This is a genomic window from Micromonospora sp. NPDC005707 (assembly GCF_040631005.1).
Lineage (GTDB): Bacteria > Actinomycetota > Actinomycetes > Mycobacteriales > Micromonosporaceae > Micromonospora.
Window position 1 is genome coordinate 128,816 of the sequence record NZ_JBEXYR010000007.1, and the last position, 13,057, is coordinate 141,872.

At 75.3% G+C, this 13,057-nt stretch carries 14 protein-coding genes; 7 read left to right on the forward strand and 7 right to left on the reverse strand.

The window, feature by feature from the left end; all coding sequences use genetic code 11:
* Genes ABZ452_RS15765 through ABZ452_RS15780 form a run of 4 tightly spaced genes read right to left on the reverse strand, consistent with a single transcriptional unit; the run spans window position 1 to window position 4,638 of the window.
* Window positions 1–1,104, reverse strand: a complete 1,104-nt coding sequence (locus ABZ452_RS15765; RefSeq protein WP_357943093.1) for an alpha-hydroxy acid oxidase — start codon at window positions 1,102–1,104, stop codon at window positions 1–3.
* Window positions 1,097–2,080, reverse strand: coding sequence for an alpha/beta hydrolase (locus tag ABZ452_RS15770; RefSeq protein WP_357943095.1), 984 nt, complete (start codon window positions 2,078–2,080; stop codon window positions 1,097–1,099). The genes ABZ452_RS15765 and ABZ452_RS15770 overlap by 8 nt, the downstream gene beginning before the upstream one ends.
* A complete protein-coding gene (locus tag ABZ452_RS15775) occupies window positions 2,077–3,300 on the reverse strand; it encodes a cytochrome P450 (RefSeq protein ID WP_357943097.1) in 1,224 nt (407 codons plus the stop codon). Before ABZ452_RS15775 ends, ABZ452_RS15770 begins: the two co-directional genes overlap by 4 nt.
* A 54-nt stretch (window positions 3,301–3,354) precedes the next feature.
* Window positions 3,355–4,638, reverse strand: a complete 1,284-nt coding sequence (locus tag ABZ452_RS15780; RefSeq protein ID WP_357943696.1) for an SGNH/GDSL hydrolase family protein — start codon at window positions 4,636–4,638, stop codon at window positions 3,355–3,357.
* 358 nt (window positions 4,639–4,996) lie between these two features.
* Between ABZ452_RS15780 and ABZ452_RS15785 the strand changes: the two genes are divergently transcribed.
* Window positions 4,997–6,568, forward strand: coding sequence for an AMP-binding protein (locus ABZ452_RS15785; protein WP_357943099.1), 1,572 nt, complete (start codon window positions 4,997–4,999; stop codon window positions 6,566–6,568).
* Complete coding sequence (locus tag ABZ452_RS15790; RefSeq protein ID WP_357943101.1) at window positions 6,565–7,788, forward strand: MFS transporter; 1,224 nt, start codon at window positions 6,565–6,567, stop codon at window positions 7,786–7,788. Before ABZ452_RS15785 ends, ABZ452_RS15790 begins: the two co-directional genes overlap by 4 nt.
* Window positions 7,789–7,838: 50 nt before the next feature.
* Here the strand turns inward: ABZ452_RS15790 and ABZ452_RS15795 are convergent, their stop codons facing one another.
* Entirely contained in the window at window positions 7,839–8,390 is a 552-nt protein-coding gene (locus ABZ452_RS15795; RefSeq protein ID WP_357943103.1) for a dihydrofolate reductase family protein, read from the reverse strand.
* A 137-nt stretch (window positions 8,391–8,527) separates the two neighbouring features.
* Between ABZ452_RS15795 and ABZ452_RS15800 the strand changes: the two genes are divergently transcribed.
* Together ABZ452_RS15800 and ABZ452_RS15805 are read left to right on the forward strand one after the other, a co-directional pair.
* Window positions 8,528–8,920, forward strand: a complete 393-nt coding sequence (locus ABZ452_RS15800) for an MmcQ/YjbR family DNA-binding protein (protein ID WP_357943105.1) — start codon at window positions 8,528–8,530, stop codon at window positions 8,918–8,920.
* Entirely contained in the window at window positions 8,917–9,549 is a 633-nt protein-coding gene (locus ABZ452_RS15805) for an HAD-IA family hydrolase (protein WP_357943107.1), read from the forward strand. Before ABZ452_RS15800 ends, ABZ452_RS15805 begins: the two co-directional genes overlap by 4 nt.
* 51 nt (window positions 9,550–9,600) lie before the next feature.
* Here the strand turns inward: ABZ452_RS15805 and ABZ452_RS15810 are convergent, their stop codons facing one another.
* Entirely contained in the window at window positions 9,601–10,101 is a 501-nt protein-coding gene (locus tag ABZ452_RS15810; protein ID WP_357943109.1) for a dethiobiotin synthetase, read from the reverse strand.
* Window positions 10,102–10,176: 75 nt separating this feature from the next.
* Here ABZ452_RS15810 and ABZ452_RS15815 point away from each other — a divergent pair, with 75 nt between their 5' ends.
* Both ABZ452_RS15815 and ABZ452_RS15820 read left to right on the forward strand, forming a co-directional pair.
* On the forward strand, window positions 10,177–10,860 hold the full coding sequence (locus tag ABZ452_RS15815) for an SGNH/GDSL hydrolase family protein (protein WP_357943111.1): 684 nt from the start codon (window positions 10,177–10,179) through the stop codon (window positions 10,858–10,860).
* A 59-nt stretch (window positions 10,861–10,919) separates the two neighbouring features.
* Entirely contained in the window at window positions 10,920–11,420 is a 501-nt protein-coding gene (locus ABZ452_RS15820; RefSeq protein ID WP_357943113.1) for a hypothetical protein, read from the forward strand.
* A gap of 33 nt (window positions 11,421–11,453) precedes the next feature.
* Here ABZ452_RS15820 and ABZ452_RS15825 read toward each other — a convergent pair whose 3' ends face one another.
* Complete coding sequence (locus ABZ452_RS15825) at window positions 11,454–12,143, reverse strand: TetR/AcrR family transcriptional regulator (protein ID WP_357943115.1); 690 nt, start codon at window positions 12,141–12,143, stop codon at window positions 11,454–11,456.
* Between the two features lie 58 nt (window positions 12,144–12,201).
* Between ABZ452_RS15825 and ABZ452_RS15830 the strand changes: the two genes are divergently transcribed.
* Window positions 12,202–13,035 carry an alpha/beta fold hydrolase gene (locus ABZ452_RS15830; protein ID WP_357943117.1) on the forward strand — a complete coding sequence of 278 codons (834 nt, stop codon included), beginning with the start codon at window positions 12,202–12,204 and terminating at the stop codon, window positions 13,033–13,035.
* Window positions 13,036–13,057: the final 22 nt, after the last annotated feature.

Sequence of the window (13,057 nt, forward strand, 5' to 3'; positions counted from 1 at the left end):
TCAACCTCCGATCAGGGTACGCAGCTGGCGGGCGGCGGCCGGGTCGGCGCAGCCGCTGAGGATCAACGCGTCGCGCAGCTCGGCGGCGAGCAGCGCCAGCGCCGCCTCGGCGCCGGCCCGCCCGCCCGCCGCGAGGGCCCAGAGCATCGGCCGGCCGACCAGCACGCCGGCCGCGCCGAGGGCGAGGGCGCGCAGCACGTCCGTGCCGCCGCGTACGCCGCTGTCGAGCAGCACGGCGCAGCGCTCCCCCACGGCGGCGACCACCTCCGGCAGCACGGCCGCGCTGCCCGGTGCGCCGTCGAGCTGCCGGCCACCGTGGTTGGAGACCACCACGGCGTCGACACCGACCTCCGCGGCGCGGGCCGCGTCGCGCGGGTCCAGGATGCCCTTCACGAGCAACGGCACGGGGGTACGCTCCCGCAGCCACTCCAGGTCGGCCCAGCTCAGCGCGGGGGCGAAGACCGTGCCGGTGTGCACGGCCACCGCGGACACCCCGGGGGTGCCCTGGTGGGCCAGGTCGTCCCGGCCGCCGGGCAGGTTCGCCGCCGTGACGTGGGGCGGCAGGGCGAAGCCGTTGCGCACGTCGCGCAGCCGCCGGCCGAGCACGGGCACGTCGACGGTGACCATCAGCCCGGCACAGCCGGCGGTCAGCGCCCGGTCCAGCAGGTCGGCGACCATGGCGCGGTCGCGCAGCCAGTAGAGCTGGAACCAGACGGTGCCGCCGACCGCGGCGACCTCCTCGATCGGCGTGCTGGCCAGGGTGCTCGCCACGTAGGGCACGCCGGCCGCGCGGGCCGCCGCCGCAAGGCCCACCTCGCCGTCGGGGTGCAGCAGTTTCTGGTACGCCATGGGCGCGACCGCCACCGGCAGGGCGTAGCGGCCGCCGGGCAGGGCCGCCTCGGTGGACGGGGTGTCCACCCCGGCCAGCATCCGGGGCAGCACCGCCACCCGGTCCAGGGCGGCACGGTTCGCGGCGAGGGTCGTCTCGGTGCCGCTGCCGCCGGCCACGAAGTCCCACACCTCGGCAGGGAGCACGGCCCGCGCCAGGTCGGCGAAGTCGGCCAGGCTCGCCGGCCCCACGGCCGTCGTCCCGGGGTCAGCCATGGTCCGGCCCGCCCGTCGCCGGGCCGGCTGCCGCGGCGGCCGGGGTGAGCCCGAACCGTGCCCGCAGGAAGGCGGCGACCTGCTCTTGGGCGCGCCGGCCCGCGTCGAACACGCCGGGCATGGCGAAGAAGCCGTGGACCATGCCGTCGTACCGGGTGGCCTCGGTGGGCACGCCGGCCTCGGCGAGCCGCTCGGCGTACCGCTCGCCCTCGTCGCGCAGCGGGTCGTGCTCGGCCGTGACGACCAGCGCCGGGGGCAGGCCGGCGAGGTCCTCGGCGAGCAGCGGCGAGGCGAGCGGGTGGGCCGCGTCGCCCGGGTCGGCCAGGTAGTGCCCGCGGTACCACTCGACCGAGTGCCGGTTGAACAGCAGCGGGTCCTCGTCGCCGGCCGGCGCCCGGCGGGGCCGCTGGTCGGTGTTCGGGTAGACCAGCACCTGGGCGGCGAGCCGGGGACCGCCGTCGGCGCGGGCCAGCAGGGTCACCGCGGCGGCCAGGTTGCCGCCGGCGCTGTCCCCGCCCACCGCCAGCCGGTCCGGGTCGACGCGGAACTCGTCGGCGTGCCCGGCCAGCCGGCGCAGGGCCGCGTGGCAGTCGTCCACGGCGGCCGGGAAGCGGTGCTCGGGGGCCAGCCGGTAGCCGACGGTCACCGTCTGGCAGCCGGCGAGGTTGACGAGCCGGCGGCAGATGCCGTCGGCCGTGTCCACGCGGCCGAGCGTCCAGCCGCCGCCGAAGAACCACACCAGGGTGGGCAGCGGGCCGTCCCCGGCCGGCCGGTGGATGCGCACCGGCAGCGGCCCGTCCGGGCCGGGGACCTGCGTGTCGCGTACCTCGTGCACCGGCTCGACCGCGCCGGCGCCGGCGCGGATCGCGGCGAGGTCGGCGGCGCGGGCCTCCGCCAGGGTCTGGGTGTAGAGGGGCGCGGCGCCGGCGGCCGCGCGGGCGGCCCGCCACGCGACCACCTGCGGGTCGAGGGTCATCGGGCCTCCCCCGTGGTGACGAAGAGCTTGTCGATGCCGCGCAGGAAGAGGCTGCCGCTGTAGGAGTAGGGCTGGGTGACCGCCAGGTCGGGGAAGCGGGCGAAGAGCCGGGGCAGGGCGAGCCGGCCCTCCAGCCTGGACACCGCCGAGCCGAGGCAGAAGTGCAGCCCGACGCCGAAGGCGAGCGACGGCGGGCCCGCGCGGTGCGGGTCGAAGCGGTCCGGGTCGGGGAAGCGGGCCGGGTCGCGGTTGGCGGCGGCGATCAGCAGCAGCACGTTCTCGTCCCGCCCGACCGGCACGCCGCCCACCTCGGTGTCGTGCGGCGCGGCGCGGGCCAGGAAGTGCACCGGGCTCTCCATCCGCAGGACCTCGTCCACACAGCCCCGGGCCAGCGTGTCGTCGCCGGGCAGCGCGGCGACCACGTCCGGGTGGGCCAGCAGCAGCGGCAGGCCGTTGCTGAACATGTAGACGGTGGTGACGAAGCTGGCGTTGAACAGCACGATGAGGTTGCTGATCAGCTCCTCCTCGGTGAGGTCGACGCCGCCCGCGTCCAGCACCTCGACCAGCCCGCTGATCAGATCCTCACCGGGCTGCTTCCGCCGGTGGCCGAGCAGCTCCCGGTAGTAGCCACGCAGCTCGTCGGCGGCCTGGTTGGCCCGGGCCAGCCGCTCCGGCGTCTTGCCGGCCACGTCCATGTACTCGTCGATCCAGTCGACCCGCTGCCGGTACCAGGCCAGGTCCGCCTCGGGCAGGCCGATGAACTCGGCCATCACGAGCGCCGGGACCGGGTACGCGAAGTCGGCCACGAAATCCACCTCGGCGCCGTCCGCGCCGGCCTCGGCCATCCGGTCCAGCCGGTCCTCGACGATCCGGACGATCACCGGTTCCAGCGCGCCCAGCCGGCGCGGGGTGAACGTCTTGGCGAAGACCGCCCGCATCCGGGTGTGGTCCGGCGGGTTGACGAACATCATCGAGGTGAGGAAGGTGCGCAGGATCTCCTGGTCCTGCCAGCCGGGCGGGGCGCCCTTGTACCAGCCCGGGTCGCGCAGCACCCGGTCGACCAGGTCGTAGCCGCCGGCCACGGCGGTGATGGTGCTGTGCTCGGCCCGCTTCGGGACCGCGCTGACCGGCCCGTGCTCGTGCAGGGCCGCGTACCACGGGTACGGGTTCTGCCGGCCCTGCTCGCCGTACAGGCCGGTCAGGATCTCGTCGACGTCCACAGTTTCCTCCCCAGGAAAGACGGCGGGGGCGGCGTGATGCCGCCCCCACCGGTGTCACAGACCGAGCAGTCGCAAGGGCACGGCGTCGGCCATCGCCTGCGCGCCGGCGTCGTTCGGGTGGATGTGGTCCCCGGAGTCGTACGCCGGCAGCAGCCGGCTCGGGTGCGTCGGGTCGCGCAGCACGGCGTCGAAGTCGATCATCCCGTCGAACTCCGCCTGGCCGGCGCCGCGCAGCCAGGTGTTGACCGCCTGCCGGGTGGCCTCCTTCTCCGCGGTCCACACCCCCGGGCCGCCGTTGCCCTCGTACGGGGTGATCGTGGAGACCACGCTGGTCAGCCCGCGCTCCTGGACCTGCCGGTTGAGCTGGCGCAGCGAGGCGATGATGGCCTCCGCGCTGTCGCCGTTCATCCAGATGTCGTTGATGCCCAGGTGGGTGACGACGGTCCGCACCCCGGTCTGCGGGAAGACGTCCTCGTTGAGCCGGGCCAGCGCGTTCGGGCCCAGCTCGTAGTAGCCGGGGAAGTCGCCCGCGCCGGGCTCGGTGCCCTCGTGGTTGAGCCGGTTGCCGGAGAGGCTCAGGTTGAGCACGCCCGGGGTGCGCACCTCGGGGCGGGCGTCGATGAGCCGCTTGGCCAGCAGGTCCGGCCACCGCCGGTCGGCGTTGACCGTGCTGCCGTTGCCGTCGCCGATGGAGTCGCCGAGAACGACCACCGAGCCGGGGCTGAGCCGGCGTTCCACGTCGACGCCGGACAGGAACATCCAGCAGCAGTTGGGCCGGATGGTGAAGCCGGCGCCGCCGGCCGCGGTGGTGAGGTCGGTGGCGCCGATGAAGTTGGTGACCCGGGACTGCCCGTGGAAGGTGACCGGCCCCGTGAGCACCGGGAAGTACAGGGTGACCACCAGGTCCTCCTGCTCGGCCACCCGGTAGGACAGCGGGTCGCTGAGCAGCTCGGCGCCCTTGTTGATGGTGGCCGAGGAGGCGCCCTGGAAGGTCAGCTCGCGGACGCTGGCCGGGTCGATGTCGGACAGGTCGTCGGGGGTGGCGGTGTTGGGCCGGGCGACGGTGGCGTGGCCGACCTTGACGGCCTGCTCGCCGTAGAGGTTGGTGAGCCGGACCCGGAGGCGGTCGCCGCCGACGGTGGTCTGCACCGGCATCCGGATGCTCTGGTTGTTCAGGCCGGTGTTGGTCAGGCCGACGGTGTTCCCGCGGGTCACCGCGGCGGCCCAGGTCCCGGCCCACTCCGCGCGCCCGTGCCGGGCGCTGTCGGTGTCGGCGGGGCCGGCGCTCGCGGTGACCGCGGGGGTGCCGGCGATCAGCATCGTTGCGGCGGAAGCTATGACGTGCCATCTCTTCGGGGTCGGCATTGATCCTCCATCGTTGGCAGCCCCGGGGCGCGGCGCGATCGGCGCCGCCGCCGGGCGATGGACCGGAAACTAACCGTCGACGGTGATGAGCGTCAATCAACCTGATCGACATGATCAAATGTCTTCGGGGTGCCACCGAACGCCGTTCGGGCGCTGTCCTCTGGGGACGCCGGATGCCTAGGCTCGGCAGTGGCGGCGGTGCGGTCGCCGACCCTGGCACCTGCCGTCGCGTCCCGGCTCCGACCTGCCCGGACGCCGCCACGGCGGTCGTCGCGGCACCCCACTCCGGTGCCACCGCCGACCGTCCCTGGACCACGATGGGGGCTGCCCGATGACCGACCGGCCGAACTACGTGCACGAGGCGCTGGACCTGCTCGCCGGGTTCGGCGACCGGGAGGCGCTCGTCGGCGGGGGCCGCCGGCTCACCTACCCCGAGGTCGCCGCCGAGGTGCGCGGCCTGGCCGGCGCGCTGCTGCGCCACGGCGTACGCCCGGGGGACGCGGTGCTCGTGATGCTCGGCAACACCGTGGACGGGCCGCTGCTCCAGCTCGCGCTGCACCTGCTCGGCTGCCGGAGCATGTGGGTCGCCCCGGTGACCTCCCGGCGGGAGGTCGACGAGTTCGTCGCCCTGGCCCGCCCCGACGCGTTCGTGCACGACCCGCGCGACCCGCTCGGCGCGCGGATCGCGGGCGGGCTGGCCGGCGTACCGGTGCTCTGCCTCGGGCCCGGCGGCGCCGGACCGGACCTCACGGCCACCGGTGGCGAGCCGGCCGACCTGCCCGCCGCGCCGCCCGCGCCGGAGTCGTTCCTGCAGACCAGCGGCACCACCGGCACGCCGAAGCTGGTGCATCACCGGGAGAGCTTCTACCGGCAGATCCTCGCCCTGGCGGCCGACTTCCGGTCGGCCGGGTTCCCGCTCCTGCGGCACCTGTCCCACTCGCCGATGTGGCTGGCCAGCGGCCAGATCACCACCCTGTTCAACCTGTTCACCGGCGGGGTGCTGTTCCTGCGCGAGCAGTGGGACCCGGCGGCGTTCATCCGGACCGTGGACGCCGAGAAGCTCACCTCCACCTTCGTCACCCCGCCGATGCTCTACGAGGTGCTCGACCACCCGGCCCTCGACGGCGCCGACTTCTCCGCCATGTTCATGTTCAACGTGGGCGCCGGGCCCGCCGCGCCCGCCCGGCTGCGCCAGGCGATCGCCCGCTTCGGCCCGTGCCTGCGCATCGTGTACGGGCTCAGCGAGGCCGTGGTCATCTGCGCCCTGCCCGGGCTCAACGAGGACCCGGAGCACCCGGAGCGGCTGCGCTCCTGCGGCCGCCCGTACGGGGACGTGACCGTGGAGATCCGTGACGCCGACGGCCGGGTGCTGCCGGCCGGTGTGGACGGCGAGGTGTGGGCGCGGACCAATCTGAGCTTCGCCGGCTACCACGGTCAGCCGGAGCTGACCGCCGAGACGCTGGTCGACGGCTGGGTCCGCACCCGCGACATCGGCCACCTCGACGCCGACGGCTACCTCTACCTGGTCGACCGGCTCCAGGACCGGATCCTCACCCGGCAGCGCAGCTGGCCGATCTACTCCCGCCCGATCGAGGACGTGCTCGCCGCCCACCCCGAGGTTCGCGCCGCCGCGGTGATCGGCGTGCCCGACCCGGTCGCCGGGGAACTGCCGCACGCGTACGTGGTGCCCGCGCCGGGGGCCGCGGTGACCGGGGACGAGCTGATCGCGCTGGTCACCCGGGAGCTGAGCGACACCTGGGCGCCCGGTGCCGTGGAGTTCCTCGACGCGCTGCCGCTCAACCGCTCCGCAAAGGTCGACAAGCGCGCCCTGCGCGCCCGGTACGCCGCCGCCCACCCGGCCGACGCCGAGACGCTGGGCATCGCCATCGGCAGCCCGGCGTGACCCCGCGCCGGGAGCTCTACACGCTGGTCGGCGCCGACCTGCTGTCCAACCTGGGCACCCGGATCTCGGTGGTGGCGATCCCCTGGCTGGTGCTGGAGACCACCGGCAGCCCGACCCGGATGGGTCTGGTCGCGGCGGCGGAGACCCTGCCGTACATGCTCTCCAGCGCCCTGGCCACCCCGTGGGCGGATCGCTTCGGGGTACGCCGTACCTCGGTCGCCGTGGACGCGGCCAGCGCGGCCGCCATGGCGGTCGTCGCGCTGGCGCCCTGGCTCGGGTTCGGCACGCTGCTCGTGCTGGTCGCCGTGGCCGGCGGGCTGCGCGGCATCGGCGACCGGGTCAAGCACGTGCTGTTCAAGCCGGCCGCCGAGCGGGCCGGGGTGCCGCTCATCCGGCTCACCTCCGCCTACGACGGGCTGGCCCGGGGCATGACGCTCTTCGGCGCGGTGCTCGGCGGGCTGCTCATCGACTGGGTGGGAGTGACCCGGGCGATCTGGATCGACGCGGCCACCTTCGCGGCGTGCGCGCTCGTGATCGGGCTGCTGGTCCGGCCGCCCGCGCCCGCCCAGCCGGCGCCCCGGGAGAGCTACCTGCGGGCGCTGCGCGGCGGCTTCGCCTACCTGCGCACCGACCGCACCCTGCTGACCATGCTGGTCGTCGTCTCCGCGTCCAACATGTTCGCCAACGCCAGCGTCGCCGTGTGGATCCCGCTCTGGGTGGACCGGGTGCTCGGCGACCCGGCCGGGTTCGGCCTGCTGCTGGGGGTGTTCTCCGCCGGCGCGCTGCTGGGCAACCTCCTCTTCACCGTGGCCGGCACCCGGCTGCCCCGGCGGGCCACGTTCGCGCTGGGGCTGGCGCTCAGCGGCGCGCCCCGGCTGCTCGCCCTGGCGCTCAGCGACGACCTCGTGGTGGTGCTCGTCGTGACCTTCGTGTCCGGCATCGCCATCGCGGCGGTGAACCCGCTGCTCGGCGCGGCCCTCTACGAGCGGGTGCCGGAGTCGTTGCAGACCCGGGTGCTCGGCATCTCCGGCTCGGTGGCCTTCCTCGGCCTGCCCGTCGGGGCGCTGCTCGGCGGCTGGTCGGTGGCGGTCCTCGGGCTGACCCCCGCGCTGCTGGTGATGGCGGTGGCCTGCCTGGTGCTCACGCTGGCGCCGCTGCTGGTGGCCCGCCAACCCGCGGACCGGCCGGCGGCGGAACCGGTGGCCTCCACCCCGGTCTGACCCGTTGCACCCGGCGTGGCCCGGCCCGGCGCGGGCCCGCGCCGGGCCGGTCAGCGGTAGCTGAGCTGCACCACGCCGTTGCCGAACCGCCGCTCGGTGATCAGGTCGAGGTCGAGGCGGGCGCCGGCCGGGAAGAGCGGCCGACCCGCGCCGAGCACGACCGGCATGACGTAGAGCCGCCACTCGTCGACCAGGCCGTGCCGGGCGAAGGCGGCGGCCAGCTCGGCGCCGCCGAGGGCCATGTCGCCGCCCGGCTGCTCCTTCAGCGCCCGCACCTCCTCGGGGACGACCTCGCGCACCACCGTCGAGTTCCAGTCGGCGCGGGCCAGGGTGCGCGAGTAGACGAACTTCGGCATGTCCCGCCAGATGCCGGCGAACTCGCGCTCCGGCGGCGTGGCGGCCGGATCCTGGTCGGCGGTGGGCCAGTACGACGCCATCAGCTCGTAGTTGCGACGGCCGTCGAGGAAGGCGGACATGCCGCGCAGGTCGTCGTTGAAGTGCTGGTGCAGCTCCTCGTCGACCCGGTGCCAGCTCAGGTCGCCGCCCGGCCCCTCGAAGTAGCCGTCGAGGGAGATCGACAACGCCACGGTGATCCTGCGCATCCCACTCCGATCGGGTCGGCGGACGGTGCCGCCAGTCTGCCAGGATCTCCGGCCGCGCACGGTGACCCGGCGAGGCGGGATGCCGCGGGGCCGGCGGGACGGGCGCCGGTGTCGGTGGGTCGGCGTAGGGTCGGCCCATGGCCACCTGGGACGACGTCCGGCGGATCGCGCTCGCCCTGCCGGAGACCACCGAGCGGGGTTCGCACGACGACCTGCCCGCCTGGCGGGTGCGCGACAAGCTCTTCGTCTGGGAGCGGCCACTGCGCCGCGCCGACCTCGACGCGCTGGGCGACGCCGCGCCCGACGGCCCGATCCTCGGCGCCCGGGTGCCCGACCTGGGCGCCAAGGAGGCGCTGCTCGCCGACGATCCCGGGGTCTACTTCACCACGCCGCACTTCGAGGGCTACCCGGCGGTGCTGGTCCGGCTCGACCGGATCGGCGTCGACGAGCTGACCGAGCTGGTCACCGAGGCGTGGCACGCGCGCGCCCCGAAGCGGCTGGCCGCCGCCCACCGGGCGGAGGCCGGATGACCGGGCCGGTGGCCGGCATCGTCTTCGACATGGACGGCACGCTCATCGAGTCCCACGAGGTGGTGCCCGCCGCCTACCGCGCCGCCGTGCTGGCCGGCGGCGGGCCGGAACGCACCGACGCCGAGGTCATCGCGGGCTACTCGCTCGGCTCGCCGGCCGACCTGCTGACGCACCTGCTGGGGCGGCCGGCCACCGACGCCGACCTGGCCACCTACCACGCCGAGCTGGCCGCGCTCGCCGAGCGGGTCACCGTCTACCCGGGGGTGGCGGAGCTGCTCGCCGAGGTCGCCGACCGGGTGCCGGTGGGCCTGTTCACCGGCGCGAGCCACCGGGCGGCGCAGATCCTGCTCGACCGGGTCGGCCTGCTCGGCCGTTTCCGGGTCGTCCTCGGCGGCGACCAGGTGGCCCGCCCCAAGCCGGCGCCCGACGGCGTGGAACTGGCCTGCCGGCGACTGGGCGTGGCACCGGGCCGCGCCGCGTACGTGGGTGATTCGCCGTTGGACCTGCGGGCCGCCCGGGACAGCGGCGCGGTGGCGGTGGCCGCGGCCTGGGGCCACCAGTACGACCCGACGGAGGCGGCCGACCTCAGCGCGGCCCGGCCCGGGGACCTGCTGGCCCTGCTCGGCTGACCGGTGCCGCGCGACCGGCCCCGGAATGCCCGCGCGAGCGGGCCGCGGCGCTCAGGGCGCGGCCGGATCGGGATGGGCCGGTTCCGGCCCGCCGTCGAGGGCCAGGCGCACGGCGTCCTCGGGGGTGGCCGCGTGGACCGGCCCGGGGACGGGATCGCCATGGGCGTCGAGGACCCGCCAGCCGCCGAGCACCACCACCGGGATCCCGCCGCGCCGCATCGCCAGCGCGACCTCGCTGAGCGTCCCCCAGGAGCCGCCCACGGCGATCACCGCGTCCGCGCTCCACACCAGGATGGCGTTGCGGGCCTGGCCCATGTTGGTGACCAGCGAGGCGGACAGCTCGACGGGGGCGGGGGCGGTGCCGTCGTCGGGGCGTACCCCGATGACCAGGCCGGCGCGGTCGCGGACGCCGGCGGCGACCGCGGCCATCACGCCACCGCCCCCGCCGCAGAGCACGGTGACCCCGCGCTCGGCGAGCAGCTCCCCCACCCGCCGGGCCCGGGCCCGTTCCTCCGGCGTCGCCTCCGCCGGCCCGCACACCGCCACCTGCACCCCGCCATTGTTCCCGGTTCGCGGGCGTCGGCCTCATGATCGACGGATCCGGTACGGCTGGGTTAGCGTGCGGGCATGGGATCGACGGTGACCGAAGCGACGGATCCGTGGTGCCTGCGCCCGGGTGAGGCCGGCGAGCTGTTGCGGGGGCACCCGTGGCGGCGGTTCGTGGTGCTGGGCGACAGCGTGGCCGAGGGCATGTGCGAGCCGGTCGACGGCTACCCGGACCTCCAGTGGGCCGACCGGATCGGCGCCGAACTGCGCGCGGTACGCCCCGAGCTGGCGTACCGGAACCTCGGGCGGCGCGGGCTGCGGGCGCACGAGGTGCGGGCGACCCAGTTGGCGCCCGCGCTGGAGTTCGCGCCGGACCTGGCGCTGGTGGTGTGCGGCGGCAACGACGCGTTCCGGCCCGCGTACGACCCGGCGGCGGTGGACGCCGACCTGACCGCGATGGTCACCGCGCTCAAGGGCGCCGGGGCGGACGTCATCACGGTCGGCATGTTCGACGTGTCGCACAGCCCGGCCGTGCCCGAGCCGCTGCGAGCTGGCCTCCGTGAGCGGATGCGTCAGCTTTCATTCCACACCGGGCGGCTGGCGGAACGGCTCGGCACGCTGCACGTGCACCTGACCGACCACCCGCTCGTCGCGGATCCGTCGCTCTACAGCAGCGACGGCCGGCACGGCAGCGCCCGCAGCGACGCGGTCGCCACCGCGGCGACCCTCCGGGTGCTCGGCAGCCACCTGCGCGCACAAGCCTGATCGACGGGTCGATGGAGATCCCCCACAGTCGTCCGCACCCTGTCGACCGGAGGACCCGCATGGTTGAGCACGAGACGACGGCCTTCCGGACGCCCCCGGCACGGATGGCCGGACTGCTGCTGCTGCTCGGCGTCGTGGCCTGGGTGATCGCCCAGACCGTGTTCGCCCTCGTGGCCCGGCGGCCGCCGGCCGACCTGTCCGGCACGGCCGGCTCGGGTGTGGTCTTCGTGGTCGCCTTCACCGCCCTGTCGTTCGTCTTCCACCGGCGCAACTGGCCGGCGGTCGACGTCACCGACGCGGGGCTGGGCCTGGCCGACAAAGGGCGGGGGGTCGTCCTCCCGTGGCAGGCGATCGAGTCGGCGGTGATCCGACACGTCGGCCCGCTCGCCACCCTCCGGGTCACGCTGCGCCCGGAGGCGGTTCCGCCCGCCGCCACTCTGCGGCCCCGCGTACGCGCCGGCCGGCCGGAATACCGGGTCCACGTCGGCGCGCTCCGCCCCTCGACGAAGGCCCTGCGCGCGGCGCTCACCCGCCAACTGCCCGCCCCCACCCCAACCTGACCCGCCCGACACCTGCCCCCGCCCGCGAGGGGGTCAGGGTGGGTCGGTGGTGAGCAGGCCGGTCAGGAGGCTGCGAAGGGTGCGTTCGAAGAGGTCGCGGTCGGGCGGGGTGGACGGGGGTTCGGCGAACGCGGCGGCCAGGTGCGGGTACGCCGCCAGGTCGACGTGGTCGAAGGTGACCGTGCCGGCGGCCGCCGCGCTGCGGGCGAAGAGCGAGACCACGCCGGTGACCATGGCGATCGCTTCGAACTTCGCGGCGACCCCGGCCCGGACCGGTTGCAGCAGGCGCAGGCAGGCGTCGAAGTGGGCGAGGGTGTTGGGCCCGGGGACGGTGGGCCGGGCGATGGCGTCGGGCAGCCACGGGTGGCGCAGGTAGAGCGCGAGTTGGCGACGGGCCAGCAGGAGGAACTGGTCCAGCCAGGTTCCGCCGTCCGCCGGGTACGGCCGCAGCTCCCCCACACACCGGTCGACCATCAGGTCGAGCAGGTCGTCCCGGGACGACAGGTGCCGGTAGAGCGAGCCGGCGGCCATCCCGAGCGCCCCGGCGACCGCGCGCATCGACACGGCGCCCAGCCCGTCGGCGTCGGCCAGCGCGACGGCGGCGGCGACGATCTCGTCGCGGCTGTGCGTCGGGGCGGGGCCGCGGGCGCCGCGCTGCGGCCGGGTCCAGATCGACCGTCCGGCGGAGTCGCCGTCGGCCGGATCCCTCGGTGCGCCGGTCACCACACCACTGTAAACTGCAAACAGCGTTCGCGGTTTCGCGGGGTCGGAGGGAGCAGCCATGCAGCGGATCACGGCACCGGACGGCGCGGGGATCGTCCTGCACTCGAGGGGCACCGGCCCGGATCTCGTGCTGGTGCACGGGGGCGGGGTCACCATCCACGAATACCGTCGGCTCGCCGCGCGGCTCGCCGACCGGTTCACCGTCCACCTGTACAACCGGCGGGGCCGCGCGGACGCCGCGCCCCGGCGCGAGCCGTACACGGTGGAGCAGGAGATCGACGACCTCGGCGCGGTGCTCGCGCACACCGGCGCCCGCCGGGCCATCGGGCACAGCTACGGCGCGTTCGTCGTCCTCCGGGCGGCGCTCCGGCTGCCGCTGGACCGGATCGCGCTCTACGACCTGCCGCTCTGCCTGGCCGGCCAGGGCCTGCCGACCGCGTTCCTCGACCCCGCCGAGGAGGCGATCCGGGCCGGGAACCCGGCACGGGCGCTGGCGATCGTGGGGACGGGCGTCAACCCGCACTCACCCGCGTCGCGGCTGCCCCTCGTCGTGCGTACCGCGATCTGCCGGGCGTTCCTGCGCACCGAGGTCGGGCGGACGATGGGCAGCCTCGTGGGGATGACGCTGGCCGAGTCGCGGCAGGTGCAGGCGCACGAGGGACCGGCCGAGGAGTACGCGGGGATCGCCGCCGAGGTGCTGCTGGTCAGCGGCGCCAGGGCCGCCCCCTACTTCACCGAGATCAACGATCTCCTGGCCGCCGCCCTCCCCCGGGCCCGGACCCTGCGGATCCCGGGCAGCGCCCACAACGGCATCGCCGTAGCCCCGCCGAAGCTCGTCGACCCCATCGCGGCCTTCTTCACCACCCCCACCGCACCCGCCACCCAACGTTGACCAAGAGGTTCGCGTCAGGAAT